The organism is Prosthecobacter sp. (genome assembly GCF_049294395.1).
GTDB lineage: Bacteria > Verrucomicrobiota > Verrucomicrobiia > Verrucomicrobiales > Verrucomicrobiaceae > Prosthecobacter.
On the sequence record NZ_JBAQCR010000167.1, the window covers coordinates 1 to 14,187 of the forward strand.

Consider the following 14,187-nt stretch of genomic DNA (forward strand, 5'->3'; position numbering starts at 1 on the left):
CGGCCACTCCGTCGTCCTCATCGAGCAGTCAGACTTCGCCAAAGGCACCTCCTCACGCAGCACCAAGCTCGTCCACGGCGGCGTCCGCTACCTCAAGCAGGGCAACGTCTCCCTCGTCCTCGAGGCCCTCCGCGAGCGCGGCCTCCTCGTCCGCAACGCCCCCCACCTCGTCCACAGCCTCCCCTTCGTCATCCCCAGCTACCACTGGTGGGAGGGCCCCTTCTACGGCATCGGCATGAAGGTCTACGACACCCTCGCCGGCCAGCTCGGCCTCGAGCCCTCACGCTCCCTCTCCCGTGAGGACATGATCCAGCTCCTCCCCACCCTCGAAACCGAAGGCCTCTCCGGCGGCGTCGTTTATCACGACGGCCAGTTCGACGACGCCCGCCTCGCCATCCACCTCGCCCGCACCGCCGTCGATCACGGCGCCATCGTCCTCAATCACACCCGCGCCTGCGGCCTCATGAAAGAGAAAAACGGCCACATCATCGGCGTCCAGGCCGAGTGCGCCGAATCCGGCTGCCAGTACGAAATCCGCGCCCACTGCGTCATCAATGCCACCGGCGTCTTCGTCGATGCCATCCGCCACATGGACGACTCCAAGGCCGAAAACATCGTCGCCCCCAGCCAGGGCGTCCACCTCGTCCTCCCCCGCGAGTTCCTCCCCGGAGACTCCGCCATCATGATCCCCCGCACCGACGACGGCCGCGTCCTCTTCGCCGTCCCCTGGCACGGCCGCGTCATCATCGGCACCACCGACACCCCCGTCCAACACGTCTCCCTCGAGCCCCGCGCCCTGCCAGATGAAATCGCCTTCCTCATGCAGCACGCCGCACGCTACCTCACACGCGATCCCCACCCCTCAGACGTCCTCAGCATCTACGCCGGCCTCCGCCCCCTCGTCGCCATGAAGAAAGGAGAAGCCACCGCCGCCCTCTCCCGGGATCACACCATCCTCGTCGCAGACTCCGGCCTCATCACCATCACCGGCGGCAAATGGACCACCTACCGCCGCATGGCCGAAGACGTCATCGATCACGCCGAAATGGTCGGCGGCTTCGGCATGCGCCACTGCGTCACCCCCAGCCTCATGATCCACGGCTCCGCCACCGTCCTCGATCAGCACGATCCCCTCGCCGTCTACGGCAGCGATGCCGCCCAGATCCGCGCCCTCGCCGCCCAGCAGCCCGAACTCGCCGGCAAAGTCCACCCCCGGCTCGATGTCACCTGCGCCGAAGTCATCTTCCACACCCGCCACGAAATGGCCTTGTCCGTGGAGGACGTCCTCGCCCGCCGCAGCCGCAGCCTCCTCCTCGATGCCCAGGCCTCCATGTCCGCCGCTCCGAGAGTCGCCGCCCTCATGGCCACCGAACTCCACTGGCCCCCCGCCCGCACCGCCCACGAAATCGACCACTTCCAAAAACTCGCCTGCGGCTACATTCTCGAAGCGTGAGCATCAAATAGTGGTCCGCAGACTCCGTGTGCGGCGCCCCGGCACATCCCCAGCTCCCTCCCTACTGGGGGAGCCGAGATTGCCTTCTACTTGGAATGGGCCGTTCGAAATTCGCAGACGCCCTAGTCAAGTGATTGGGCGAAGAAAACACCAAAATATATTCTTTGCGCATGGTAGGCACGGCAGACATTTCGGTTTCGCAAGAAACCGATCGAGCTTTGGGAACTACGAGATATGGAGTCAGTTTTCTTTTAATCTCTCTTGTTGTCCATTCTATTAGCGTACAGCCAAGCTTCTCAAATTCCGAACGAAACCACAGGTCCAGATTGAGAGTCGCACCTCCGACGTTGCGCCGGGCGACTACAAAAACAATTTTCCCATTGGCCTTCAAAACACGGACAATCTGCTCACAGACACTCCGCATATCATCAAGATACTGAGCCACTCTTTTACCAATACTTGTGCAAAGATCTCCTGCCCATATACGCTTCGGAATAGCGTACAGTTTACCATCTAATGACATCTTTCCTCCAAGGCAATTCGCATCAATACCACTGATGCAATAATCCAATGCCTTCAGCCCAAGTATACCTTTCGCCATTTCCAAGCAAAGTTGGGATATACCTCCGTATTGAACTGTAGATTTGGAATCCCCGTAGGGAGGAGATGTCACAACGCAATCAATCGGAAACTTGACTCCCTGATCAGATAGCACGTGAGATAGTCGCTTCGAATCGCCAATGACAGCGCGAAATTTATAGAGGTTATGTGTAGGCACCTCGAAACTGTTAATAACCTGACTCAATCTCCGCAAGAATGTTTGCTTAACATCGACTCTCTGTGCATTGCGGGACGCCTTTGAGAGGCGGTGAAGTTTCCATTGATCCTTGCGACAGTAGCTAACTTCACGAATTGTAGCAAAAAAAACGGCCACAACAACCGTAAGCGCTGCCCTTGGCAGCTTAGCTCGGTTAATCTGTCCTTTGAGATAGTCAATTTGACGATGCGTGCGGGGATGAAACCATTCAACACGTCGGCCCATCAAAAGACGTATTCCACTAGAATCGGCTGGAAAGCGTTTCCTCGTCAACTCAAGCGCGAAATCTCGGAGACGGCGTTGTCCACCTGATACCGACTTCGCGTTAGTCACTATTACAGCTAATGGATTTACATCTATACCTACGCCACTTGCCCCTGCCTGTGCCGCAGCAGCAAGAATTCGCCCAGTGCCCACAAATGGATCAAGAACTAAGTCGCCAGGGTGAATATGTTTTTGCGCAATGGCAACGGCCAATTCATCTGCGATCATTGCCGGGTAGGGCATGATCAAGTTCAACCTGGTATTTTTGGCAAGTTTGCCCATGCGCGCAAAATCCTATCAGCGGTCTCTTCGGCCGACAAATGCGAATTGTCAATCTGCATGATCCCATCTGAACTGACAGTAATCATCTCAGCGGCATATGGAGGGTTCGGAACACTGGCAAGGTTGGAGGTAGCCTGTCTTTCAAATAAACGATTATTTCTAATAACGTCATCACAGACTAACCTCACAAGAAATGTATTTGAAACATCTTGTAAGACTTTATCGAGGAAGCGGCCCTCCACTATAAGCATTTCGAGAGTCCCTTGAGCAAGCTCACGTGTGAGAGAGTCGATCACTGCATGTTCATTTGATGGGAGCGTGCTTGGCTCAATTCCTAGCTGCATCGCACGCTGTTTCACCTCTTCCCCGCAAGATCGAAGCGCCCCCCTCGTCCTCTCTGTGAGAATTTTAGCGACAGTCGTCTTGCCAACGCCGGATGAACCACAAACAGCAATTGTTTTCTTCATTTTTGCAGAATAATAATAGACTCACCAGATGCTCGCCCAAGTCGGTCAGCAACCCGTCTACGAGATGATTCACGTTTCTTTGGCCCCCATATAACGGAAAAATGATTCTTGAGCTGATTAATGGCCAAACCCACGGCATCGTCGTGTTTTCGCGATGCCCCAATTACAAGAGCGCAATAACCTCCTGGCTTGAGAAGACGGTGCATCTCTCGAAAGCAAGATTCCATCTGAGATAAGTAGTCAATCAAAGCGGTGGTTCGGTTCCTAAACCGGCGAGCTCCAATCTCGGAAGCGAGCTCTTCCTTGTAAGACCAGTTATTCCAGTAATAGACTAACCGGTTTGCCAATGTGTAGTCGATCATGCTGACGTACGGCGGCGAGGTTATGATAGCATCCGCCACCTCATTTTGGAATGGAAGTCTATCAGCTGTTGCTCGAACAACTTCCACATCTATTGGAGAAACCCCGAAGTTGTTAAACTTGATTATTGAAATCGTGTGCTGGATCCTTTGGCGGAAATTATGATAGACGTCGTATACACCGCAAACACGGGGAACCACATTATCGGCGACCCACCCCCAGTGATGGCGCCTTTTCTTGCCGGATGCCGTTGTTTGCAAAAGTGGAGCCGAACAATCAAAAAGAACCTCATAAAACAACATTCGCCCTACCGCCCGACACTTGTCAGGAGTTTGACTTATATGACTCCATAACAGACGCAACTTGGCAAGCGTCTCTGGATGGTACCACTTTAAAAGCTCCTCGGATTGCAAGCCTATTTCCACAGGCGTTGCATTAAATAGTGGATCAATGTTTTCAGACAACGATTGAAGTTGTTCCACCAGATTAGGCTCACTAAGTAGCGCACATTTCGCTAGAGACAACTCTATTGCCACTCGGTTCGAATCAGATAATAAAACACGCCTGCCCAGCTTTGCCGCCTCAATACCTGTGGTTCCTGAGCCGCAAAAGGGATCAAGCACTACCTGGTTGGCGGATGTCAATATTTCACAAAGATATGCCGGTATATCAGGCATGAAATTGCCCGGGAACCTTGCTAAGCGATGAACACTCGTTTCGGACGTTCCAGTCCCTGGAAAGTTCCAATCAATTCGATCCAATTGGGCGATTGCGTCCACCGTACTAAATAAGGTGAGGATCTTGAAAGGAACCTATTTCTGGACAGCCAAAATCACTAGTCGTGGCTGATTGTGGCACCAACTTTTCTATGAGTTGGCGGAGAACAGTTAGCTCGCGTTTCTTGAAAGGACTTTTCTTCCGAGAAACTACTCCAAAAAACCATAAGTTTGATTCTTTACCCATCATGTGTGTGTGTCCGTCTGATGTATTTACAACGATAGCCCGCGTTCTTTTGTCCTTAATACGGTAAGCAAAGCATTCACGCTTCAAAGTTTCAGACACTTGCTTTCCAATTTCAAATAATTCCGTCAAAGTTGGTGCGTTTCCCTTTAACGTTAGAATTCCGGAGAATGGCCACAAGTCACCAGAGAGCCAATCCTTTACGGGAGAAGCAATGTCCTGGGATCCTGAGAGTAGCAAAGATATAAATTCACGGTCGGTCAAGATCCAATGAGAGGGTTTAAGCAGACCAGACTCTAATGCACTTACTGCCGCTGAAATTAACATCGCTTTTCCAGTAAAATCCTGCTGAGCAAACATTAATTTATTGTACAAGCTTTTACGCAAATCAAGCCAAGCCTGAATATCAATAAGCGTGGCGGGCAAGTAGATGGGATGACTGTTTGCTAAACCCACTATATTCTTGGCAATCCGAAGTGGAAGATTGCGATCTGGGCACAGACCGACATGGAACGCAGCTCTAGTGACATTGTCGAGGTTGTCTAAATCCAAGCTTCCACAAACCAAAGGACCCAGTTTGCCTCTTCCTCGTATAGTCTCAAAAATTGAATGTGCGGCTATTTTGCTGCTGCCCCACTTAGCTATCCATGAGTCCAGGGCTGCTTGGCGGCCTAGATATATTTGAGAGCGAACTCCGCCAATAAGAGTGGAATCCGTTCCTGATAGTAACCAGCTCCAACGCTGCTCATGGTCTGAAGGAATACCGGAATATCCGAATGCCTCTTCAAGAAGGTGTCCGTATGAGGAGATTGCAGAGTCATGGAGCAGAGCTGCTGCTTCCAGCGTCATTTTTTCACTCACATCTAACCAACCCGCACCCTCGACTGCTGATGCCAAATATGCGGTGCCAAGTGCATGCTCATATCGAGTGGTATTTGCAAATCCAGGGAGGTCGAGGGAGTCTATATTAGATTGCCTAATTTCGCGCAATCTTTGCACGGATGCAGAACGCGCAAGCTGTCCCATTGCGTCGGATAAAGTGCACTGTCCGTAAAGAGGATCTAGAAAATTCGTCTCCATCTCTGTAGTTATAAACTAGGCGGTCTTGGGTTGATTGTCCGTTTTGCCTGTGGTCATATCTACACTCATACTGACAAGACTATTTATTAGCGCCTCGCTCTCGGTAGAAACTGATGATTCTACAAACACCGTGAACATCCCTCCCCACAGTCGCTCAGAAGGAATCACATGCCTAACAAAGACTCTGTATTGCTCCGCTGATTCAATATCGGTCAGTGCATTGCACCCCTCGTATATAACAAGAGTGGGAGTCCTGACACCTTCCGTGTCATTTGATTTAATGAAGTTAAATGCTCGAGCGATGGATGTGTGAATACCAGCAAATGTGGGTTTTGAAGACACGACTTTGATGCAATCTAATTCGGCTTGCTTTGATCTTTCTCTATAAATGGTGTCGGTAAAACCAAAATGCGGGGTATAACCATCGACGAGAACAATCCTTTTTGCCATTTTTTTCCAATCAGCATTTCTCTGTTTACTTTGCCAGGCATGTTTCAACTGAAGAAGAAATTCGATGGGATGGCGAGAGCAGCAGGTGTATTGCACGAAACAACCTGTATCAAGAAAGCGGATCGCCAGGTCAGTTAGAAGTTGGTCAGTTTGAATTAGTGTATTTGTCTTAAAAAAGGCGGCGATTGACATTTCTTCCGATGCAACGTGGTGCTTTAAAGCAGCGTCTAGTGCTTCTTTTGGAATACTTTCTGATTCACCCAATGAGCTAATCAAAGCGGGAGGCAATCTCATGGGGTTGTGCTCATACGCAGTCTTTCCTTTGAACAAACTCCACTTCTCTACCACCCATCGCACAATAAAGAGGTTCAGGAGAAGCTGATCACTACGATAGCAAAGGTGTCTGTTTTGCTCTGTCCAGATTTTTATGTAAACATAGAGCATTCCAAACCCGAGAAGTAGTGCTGCGCCAATATTCAATTTTTCGCTCCACCAGGGATTTATATTTTTCAAGCATGAACTTGCGATGGAGCAGCCCAAGGACATAAATACTACAAATATAATCCTATATACTGAATGCACCATGTAAGGTGTCTTGCGTTCTTTGGCTACTAATGCATAAAACGCCATTACGAAGGCAAGGAGAGTGACTCCATTGCGAAAGATGTCTTCAGGTGTTATAATTGTAGGCATGATTAGCTAATTAATATCAGGTAAGCGGAGTGTTTTCGAGAATATGACTCTTTATATCTATATTTGAATCTAGTCGAAGTTGTAGGCTGGATTTCCACATTTGCAGTTCGCTTTGAAGCTGGTCAGCGCTTAGGGTAATATTAGAAATTTGTTTTATGCACTTTTGTTCTAATGCTTCGTCAGAAAGCGAATGTTTACGCAATTCTAACTTTGCTTCCTCTTTCGACTGCAAATCATATACTGGAAGTAGCAGCTCAAGACCTTTGGCTTTTAAAATTGGTCGTAAGACATCAGTCGCCTCAGATGATTGTTCTGGCCAGGATGATTGGTAGCTAGTATATCCTAACGCTATTGCATCACTTGATTCGAGAGCGGCTACCGCCGCTCCACAAACCACATAATCTCTCTGGCAGGGCAGGCATGTGTCGCGATTCAAGCTGGTTGGACTCATGCAGATTGGTTGGGTAACAATAATCCAGCGGCTTTGTTGTGGAAGAAAGGGCTGCAACTCCGCCACACGGCGGCGCACCGTGCTTAGGCCAAATAAGTGCTCCGCCACGACTGTGACTAGAATTAAAGGAGAGCGTTTCAGACCCAACCGTATGGCTGAAAGCGTGGAATCGCGACCACCAGAAAACATAAGGACGGTCGGAGAGGACATATCTTTGGGAGCAAATGTGGTGAAAATTTATTATTTTAGCTACTTCTCGTTTGCACGGTGGATGGAGTCATGGATACGGTCAAATAGATAAATATCGCGTCCACGGTGGGCGATTACCTCGGATTCTTACTTATTTTTGATCATCGGTAAAAGGTGCTTAAAGTATTGAAACATACCTCGTTGGTCATTTCAGTTTTCCCAGAGTGTCTTTGTATGCTTCGGGGTCTTGCACAGACTCACCTACTTTCGTACAGGCACGCCGCTTTATCGACACAAAACTGGGTGGCAAAAGGCCGCCCAGCCCAAAAAGAGAGCCGACGCCGCACCGAGGCCCCTCAACACAGCCAAGCCACTCGCGTCTCCCTCACGTCCCCTGGATCACCTCCCCATCCAAAATCAGCGCCTCCAAGATTCCATCTTGCCCTTCGAAGCTCGCAAGCCCGTAGGCCTGTCCTTCGTAGCTCAGCCAGCCCTTCGTAGCTTTAGCGAAGAACGGGCAGAGCGAAGAAGGAAGCTTTAGCGAAGAATGGGTAGCGAAGAACGGGGCCGCCTCACCCCGCCGTCCCGTCCGACCCCCGAGACAACAGCCTCAACTCAACTCATCTCTGCGGTTTTCTAATCTCTGCGTTGTAAAAATCAGTGTTCCTTGGCAGCCACTCGCGTCTCCCTCACGTCCCCAGGATCACCTCCCCATCCAAAATCAGCGCCTCCAAGATTCCATCTTGCCCTTCGAAGCTTTAGCGAAGAACGGGCCCGCCTCGCCCCGCTGTCCCGTCCAGCCCTCCGTTCCCTCGGCTAGGCCTCTGCGGTGAGATCAAATCTGGGATTTCTGATGCCTTTATTAGCGTTTTATCAGCGTCTAATCAGCGGTTAAAAACTCTTCTCCCCGCAGCCACGTCCGACCCCCGAGAGAACAGATTCAACTCATCTCATCTCTGCGTTCTCCCAATCTCTGCGGTGCAAAAATCCGGACCACCCAAGCATCCTTCGCCCCGCTGTCCCGTCCCGCCCATCCGGGTTGACTGCGCTCCGCTTGCCCTGCGGGCAGCCTTCGGCTGTCTGTTTGCCTTCGGCTATCTCCGCTGCGCTCCGGTTCACTTCGTTCGGCTTCGTGTATTCAGTGCATTGATTCGCTTCGCTCACCCTCCGGCTTCTTTCAGTCGTCTGCGTTGCCTTCGGCCATTTGCCTCGCGGCGGTCTTCGACCCGGTTCGCTTCGCTCAGCTCCGTGGTCAATCCACTCCGGCCTCCGGACACAAGGAACATTCCGGAACATTCCATTGCTCCTTCATTCCTTTGCCAAAATTCAGCGCGCCCTCCATCACCCCCAAACACCGCCAGCAACAGCAGCGGCACCTAAATCCCATCTCAAAAATCCTGTCCATTCTGCCCTCCTCTGAATCCTGTCCAAATCTCCTCCAAATCGTCCCCAAAACCTCCTCAACCGCAACCAACCTGCAAGATTGCCAGATCCGACACACAAAAACGCCCACTGTCCATCCCCCGGTACCATGACGATTCTTGACCTCCATCCGCACCCTCTATCCCCTCATTGGGCCCCCTTGACCCCCGCCGCTTTCTCCCAAGCCCCCACCTCCTCCGGCACCCCCACCCCCGGGCAGGCGGCCAGGACCATCTTCCAGGTCTTGAGGGCAAAGTCCGCCATGTATTCGAGGTAATCCGGCTCCAGCTGGGAGGAGGGCTCCGCCAGCGTCTGCCTCCAGGCATCCCGCGCGTGGGCCAGGGCGTCCTCAAAACGCTTCTGGCGCAGCCGGATGCGCGTCATTTCCCTCAAATCGTCCAAACGGTTCTTGTAGGTGGCGTTGTGCTCCGCGTGGTTCTCATAGAGCTGGCGGTGCAGCCCCCAAGCCTCCTCAAGATGCCCCGCTGCCTCCTGCGCCCCCGCCAGCGCCGCCAGCGCGCGGGTCATGAAGGTCTCATTGCCCCCCTGCTGCGCCACACGCAGGCCTTCCTTCGCCGCCGCGATGGCTGCGTCCGGTTGCTTCAAGGCACGATAAGCGGCACTCTGGGCTTCAAACGCCACCTGCATGTCCTCCCGCAGCGTGTTGGCCCGGGCATCCTCTTGGGAGATGGCGGCGGTGCGCGTTTGGATGAGTTCGATGGCCTCCTGGGTGTGCTTGATGGCCTGATCATGCAAACGGGCGCGATTTTCGATCTCTGCCAACCAGATGAGCTGATGCGGCAGATTGGCGGCGTCCGGCAGCTCCCGTAGCCGCTGCACCACCTCGCCATGCATTTCAGCAGCTCGCACATGGTTGCCACGATGGATCTGAAGCTCCACCAGCCGGATATCAAACTCCCACTGGTGCTTCGGGAGATCGCCATCCTTCTTGGCTTGGGAGACACATTCCAAAATCTGCTTCTCCGCCGCATCAAACTCCCGGGCGGACTCCAGGGCCTCGGCATGGGTCATGAGAATTTTGTGAAGGTCCACCCCACGGAGCTGCTTCTGCCGCGCCTCCGCCACGGCCTCACCACTGGCCTGCGCCGCGTCTTTGCCACGGCGCAGCTTCGTCCACGCGCGCACCAGCATGCCCTGCGCCCGGAACCAGCTCGGGCTGCCGCGCCCCTCATGCTCCTCGATGTGCGTTCGGAGGGTTTTAAGCAGCTCCACGGCCTCGATCCGGGACCCGTGGTCCACGGCCATGATGAGGTGCTGAAAGGCGGCCTCACGCGCCGCCGGATTTTCGGGCCCCAATCGTGCAGCCGTGAGCTCCGCGGTGCGTCTGAGTGCACCCAGAGACAGCTTGCGGTCGCTCATCAAATCAAACAGACGGGCCACCTGGTTCATGAGCTCGATCTGCAGATCGGGGTCCTGGCGCATGTCCTCAATGCGCTGCTGGCTGGTGATGAGCGCCAGCCGCAGGGCCTCGGGATTCCGGCCGTTGCGCACTTCTTCGGCGACTTCCTTGAGCAGTTCCGTGAGGAATGAAGCCGACTCCCGGCTGCGCAGTGCCTCGGACTCCGCCCGCCCCTGCGCCTCCCGGGCCAGCTTGGCCTGCCAGATGGCCACGCCCGCTCCTGTGACCAAAGCCAGCACACTGAAGCAACCCGCTGCAAAAGCGACGCGATGCCGTCTGATCCAGCGCGAGGCAATGTAGGACTTGCTGGGCGGATGCGCGGAGACGGGTGCGCCATCGAGGAAGCACTGCAAATCAGCGGCGAATTCGGCGGCGCTCTGGTAGCGGCGCTGGGGCTCTTTTTCCAGCGCGCGCAGGGCGATCCAGTCGAGATCCGCCGGCAGCTTGGACACATCCATGCGCGCTTCCTGGGCCGGTGAGGGCGCAGCAAGGATCGTAGTGGTGAAACTGGTGGAAGGACGCGGCGGATTTTTGTCGCGCACCATGCGCCAGAACTCCTGCCGGGTCTGGCCCTGCTTGGTCACTTCGGCAAAGGGCGGGCTGCCGGTGAGCATTTCGTACAGCACCGTGCCCAGCGCGTAGATGTCGCTCCGGGTGTCCACGCTGCCCACGTCTTCGATCTGCTCCGGGGACATGTACTGCGGCGTGCCGAGCACGAAATTCGCCTGCGTGGCGAAGGTCATGGCCTCGATGCCGCCGGAGGCGAGGGCCTTGGCGATGCCGAAGTCGATGATCTTGGGCACGGGGCGGCCATCCACTTCGGTGACGAGGATGTTGGTGGGCTTCAGATCGCGGTGGATGACACCCTTCTGGTGCGCATGCTGCACGCCACTGCACACCTCCCGAAACAACGTGATGCGCTCCCGCAGCGTCAAATGGTGCTCTTCGCAAAACGCCGTGATGGGCCTGCCGCGCAGCAGTTCCATGACAAAGAAGGGGCGCCCATCCGGAGACATGCCCGCATCCAGCATGGTGGCGATGCAGGGGTGCTCCATCGCCGCGAGCATGCGGCGCTCCTGATCAAAGCGGGCGAGGATCTGCCGCGAGTCCATGCCGCGCTTGAGGAGCTTCAATGCCACCTCACGTCGCACGGGGTGCGTCTGCTCCGCACGCCACACGAGCCCGAAGCCGCCCTCACCGAGCTTTTCGATCAGCCGAAAGTCGCCCAGGACATCGCCGGGCTTTTCATCGCCCGCCTCCAGGGGCGTCATGCCATCCTCCAGCAGGGCTGCTGCGGAGGTTGCTGAAAAGGCATGGGAGGCAGGAGGCATGTGAACTGAGTATCCTTAAGAACGCAGGATGATGCATCAATTCATTCATCGAGTACTTTGCCGCATTGACCAAGCCCCTCCTCGCGCTTCACTGCACCTGCATGACTCCCCTTCACCAACTTCGCGCCGGCGTGATCGGCACCGGCTTCATCGGACCTGTTCATATTGAGGCACTTAAACGTCTCGGCGTGACCGTGAACGGCATCTGCGGCTCCACCAAAAGCGCGCGCCAGGTGGGCAACCTCTGGGGCATCCCGGAAATCTACGGCGACTACGATTATGAGGCGATGTACACCAGCCCGAACATCGACGTGGTGCACATCACCTCACCGAACAAGGTGCATGTGGAGCAGTGCCTGCATGCACTGGAGATGGGCAAGCATGTCATCTGTGAGAAACCGCTGGGCATGACCTCCAAGGACACGCAGATGGTGGTGGATGCCGTGCGCAAGGGCGGCAAGAAGGGCCCGGTTTTTGCAGTGAACTACATGTGCCGCTTCTTCCCCGCCATCCTCCAGATGCGCGCCATGGTGGCACGAGGTGACCTCGGGAAGATCATCCACGTCCAAGGTCACTTCTTCCAGGACTGGCTGCTGCATGAAACCGACTACAACTGGCGCATCCTTGCATCCGAAGGCGGCAAACTGCGCGCCGTGGGCGATGTAGGCACGCATTGGATCGACGCCGTCGGCTTCGTGCTCGGTGCCAAAACGCAGAGCGTCTTCGCCCACATTGAAACCTTCTACAAAACCCGCAAGCGTCCGAAAGGCGAGGTGAAGACCTTTGCCAAGGTGGACCCGAAGAAGATGGTGGACTACCCGGTGGACACCGAGGATTTCGGCAGCGTGCTGCTCAAATTTGGCAAGGCGAAGCATGGTTTTGCAGATGGCGTGCATGCCAATGCGAGCATCTCGCAGGTGGCCGCCGGTTGGAAATGCAGCCTGAGCTTCGGCATCTACGGCACCAAGGGCAGCGTGCGCTGGGACCTGCAGCAGCCGAATGAAATCACGCTCGGTCGTCGCGATGAACCGAACCAAATCCTGCAGCGCGGCACGCCCGGATTCCTCGAAGACGTCGCCAACTACACCGACTACCCCCCCGGCCACGCCGAAGGCTTCAGCGACGGCCACAAGATGCACTACCGTGCCATTTACGAGCACATCGCCAGCGGGAAGCAGACCCCGGTCCTGTTTGCCACCGCCGAAGACGGCCACCACGAAATCAAGCTCTGCGAGGCGATCTTGGAGAGCAGTGAGTCGAAGACGTGGGTGAAGGTGTAGGGCTCACGTGTTTGAGTGCGCGAAGCGTCGTGACGTTGGCTTTCTGCAACCCTGGCGAGTTAAAGTGCGATCTTGAGAAATGCGCTAACAAGGGCATCTTAATTTATGAAAGCTAAGACCAAGGCAGTCAGCGCCAAGAACCAAGCTCGGAGGTTGATCGACAAGCTTCCCGCTTCTGCTTCATGGGACGATGTGATGCAGCAGATTTTTGTGCGTCAGAAGATCGAGGCCGGTCTTGCTGACTTGAATGTGGGCCGGCGTCATTCACAGGCCAGCATCAAACGCGAATTCGGGGTCGCGTGAATGTTTTCTGGTCCAGCCAGGCACGGAAGGATTTACGGGCCATAAGGTCCTACATCGCCAAAGATTCGGTGTTTTATGCGGATCGAATGGCAGCCAGAATCATCGAACGAACGGATGTTCTCGCTCTTCATCCGCAGGTGGGACATCCAGTCCATGAGGCCCCGGACTTGGATGTGCGAGAAGTTCATGTAGCGTCTTACCGCATCATTTACCGAGTACTTCTCGATGAGTTGGAGATCGTCACGCTGGTGCATTTTGCCCAGCGCTTAAATACGAAAAAGCTGCGCTAGTCCACTTCAGTCCAATCAAGGTGTCTGAACATATGAAGGGCTCGATTTTCGCAGAAAATCGGTCATCCTGCTTCAATGAACTGGCTGGCCCATCTTTACTTGTCGGAGCCGGAGGTGGAGTTTCGGGTGGGGAATTTGCTGCCGGACTGGGTGGGGCCATGGGAGCTGAAGGGGCTGCCGGAAGGGTTTCAGCGGGGGATTGAGCGGCATCGGGCGATTGATGCGTTCACGGATGCACATCCGCTGGTGAGGCGGAGTGTGAGGCGGTTTGAGAAGCCGTTCCGGCGCTATGGCGGGGTGCTGACAGATGTGTTTTATGATCACTTCCTGGCGGCGGGCTGGAATATGCATAGCAAGGAACCGCTGGGAGAATTTGTGCACGGTTTTTATGACTCGGTGCCGCAGGTGCAGGGGGACATTCCTGCGGAGGCGTGCGCGGTGCTGAAGCACATGAGGGAGGGAGACTGGCTGTGCTCGTATGCGACTTTGGAGGGGATCGAGACGACGCTGAGGCGAATGTCGCGGAGGCTGCGGTTTCCGTTTGATCTGGCGGCGTCAGTGGCGGTGCTGGAGGCGCAGTATGAGGGATTTCGGGAGGACTTTGAGGCGTTCTTTCCGGAGGTGAAGACACATGTGACGCTTTAATGAAAGTGGGCATCCGGCAGCTTTTGATGA

The 14,187-nt window shown here is 54.7% G+C and carries 12 protein-coding genes; 5 read left to right on the plus strand and 7 right to left on the minus strand.

The genetic code is table 11. The annotated features are described in order from the left end of the window. A partial coding sequence (locus tag WAW39_RS11145) for a glycerol-3-phosphate dehydrogenase/oxidase (RefSeq protein ID WP_422318747.1) occupies positions 1 to 1,453 on the plus strand: 1,453 nt, incomplete at its 5' end. A 61-nt stretch (positions 1,454 to 1,514) separates the two neighbouring features. On the opposite strand, the gene WAW39_RS11150 is transcribed toward WAW39_RS11145, so the two are convergent. The 7 genes from WAW39_RS11150 to WAW39_RS11180 form a co-directional block, all read right to left on the minus strand. Beyond that, complete coding sequence (locus tag WAW39_RS11150) at positions 1,515 to 2,816, minus strand: DNA methyltransferase (protein ID WP_422318749.1); 1,302 nt, start codon at positions 2,814 to 2,816, stop codon at positions 1,515 to 1,517. After that, a complete protein-coding gene (locus tag WAW39_RS11155; protein ID WP_422318751.1) occupies positions 2,786 to 3,283 on the minus strand; it encodes an AAA family ATPase in 498 nt (165 codons plus the stop codon). Before WAW39_RS11155 ends, WAW39_RS11150 begins: the two co-directional genes overlap by 31 nt. Continuing rightward, positions 3,280 to 4,422, minus strand: coding sequence for a DNA methyltransferase (locus WAW39_RS11160; RefSeq protein WP_422318753.1), 1,143 nt, complete (start codon positions 4,420 to 4,422; stop codon positions 3,280 to 3,282). The genes WAW39_RS11155 and WAW39_RS11160 overlap by 4 nt, the downstream gene beginning before the upstream one ends. Positions 4,423 to 4,426: 4 nt before the next feature. After that, positions 4,427 to 5,602 (minus strand): hypothetical protein, encoded by a 1,176-nt coding sequence (locus WAW39_RS11165; protein WP_422318755.1) that lies wholly within the window; start codon positions 5,600 to 5,602, stop codon positions 4,427 to 4,429. A gap of 96 nt (positions 5,603 to 5,698) precedes the next feature. Then, positions 5,699 to 6,826, minus strand: a complete 1,128-nt coding sequence (locus WAW39_RS11170) for a hypothetical protein (RefSeq protein WP_422318757.1) — start codon at positions 6,824 to 6,826, stop codon at positions 5,699 to 5,701. Between the two features lie 16 nt (positions 6,827 to 6,842). After that, positions 6,843 to 7,487: a hypothetical protein gene (locus WAW39_RS11175; protein ID WP_422318759.1), complete on the minus strand. Its 645-nt coding sequence runs from the start codon at positions 7,485 to 7,487 to the stop codon at positions 6,843 to 6,845. 1,548 nt (positions 7,488 to 9,035) lie between these two features. Then, positions 9,036 to 11,639 carry a protein kinase domain-containing protein gene (locus WAW39_RS11180; RefSeq protein ID WP_422318761.1) on the minus strand — a complete coding sequence of 868 codons (2,604 nt, stop codon included), beginning with the start codon at positions 11,637 to 11,639 and terminating at the stop codon, positions 9,036 to 9,038. A gap of 101 nt (positions 11,640 to 11,740) precedes the next feature. On the opposite strand from WAW39_RS11180, the gene WAW39_RS11185 reads away from it, so the two are divergent. The 4 genes from WAW39_RS11185 (at position 11,741) to WAW39_RS11200 (ending at position 14,157) form a co-directional block, all read left to right on the plus strand. After that, positions 11,741 to 12,919, plus strand: a complete 1,179-nt coding sequence (locus tag WAW39_RS11185) for a Gfo/Idh/MocA family protein (RefSeq protein WP_422318763.1) — start codon at positions 11,741 to 11,743, stop codon at positions 12,917 to 12,919. A 105-nt stretch (positions 12,920 to 13,024) separates the two neighbouring features. Then, on the plus strand, positions 13,025 to 13,222 hold the full coding sequence (locus WAW39_RS11190; RefSeq protein WP_422318765.1) for a hypothetical protein: 198 nt from the start codon (positions 13,025 to 13,027) through the stop codon (positions 13,220 to 13,222). Further along, positions 13,219 to 13,512 carry a type II toxin-antitoxin system RelE/ParE family toxin gene (locus WAW39_RS11195; protein ID WP_422318767.1) on the plus strand — a complete coding sequence of 98 codons (294 nt, stop codon included), beginning with the start codon at positions 13,219 to 13,221 and terminating at the stop codon, positions 13,510 to 13,512. Before WAW39_RS11190 ends, WAW39_RS11195 begins: the two co-directional genes overlap by 4 nt. Positions 13,513 to 13,587: 75 nt before the next feature. After that, positions 13,588 to 14,157 carry an ACP phosphodiesterase gene (locus WAW39_RS11200; protein ID WP_422318769.1) on the plus strand — a complete coding sequence of 190 codons (570 nt, stop codon included), beginning with the start codon at positions 13,588 to 13,590 and terminating at the stop codon, positions 14,155 to 14,157. The last annotated feature ends 30 nt before the right edge of the window (positions 14,158 to 14,187 follow it).

Bases quoted from the DNA above. Each gene is read 5' to 3' on its own strand.
- WAW39_RS11190 (WP_422318765.1), top strand. From the start codon at position 13,025: ATGAAAGCTAAGACCAAGGCAGTCAGCGCCAAGAACCAAGCTCGGAGG.
- WAW39_RS11175 (WP_422318759.1), bottom strand. From the start codon at position 7,487: ATGTCCTCTCCGACCGTCCTTATGTTTTCTGGTGGTCGCGATTCCACG.
- WAW39_RS11155 (WP_422318751.1), bottom strand. From the start codon at position 3,283: ATGAAGAAAACAATTGCTGTTTGTGGTTCATCCGGCGTTGGCAAGACG.
- WAW39_RS11170 (WP_422318757.1), bottom strand. From the start codon at position 6,826: ATGCCTACAATTATAACACCTGAAGACATCTTTCGCAATGGAGTCACT.
- WAW39_RS11180 (WP_422318761.1), bottom strand. From the start codon at position 11,639: ATGCCTCCTGCCTCCCATGCCTTTTCAGCAACCTCCGCAGCAGCCCTG.
- WAW39_RS11150 (WP_422318749.1), bottom strand. From the start codon at position 2,816: ATGGGCAAACTTGCCAAAAATACCAGGTTGAACTTGATCATGCCCTAC.
- WAW39_RS11200 (WP_422318769.1), top strand. From the start codon at position 13,588: ATGAACTGGCTGGCCCATCTTTACTTGTCGGAGCCGGAGGTGGAGTTT.
- WAW39_RS11185 (WP_422318763.1), top strand. From the start codon at position 11,741: ATGACTCCCCTTCACCAACTTCGCGCCGGCGTGATCGGCACCGGCTTC.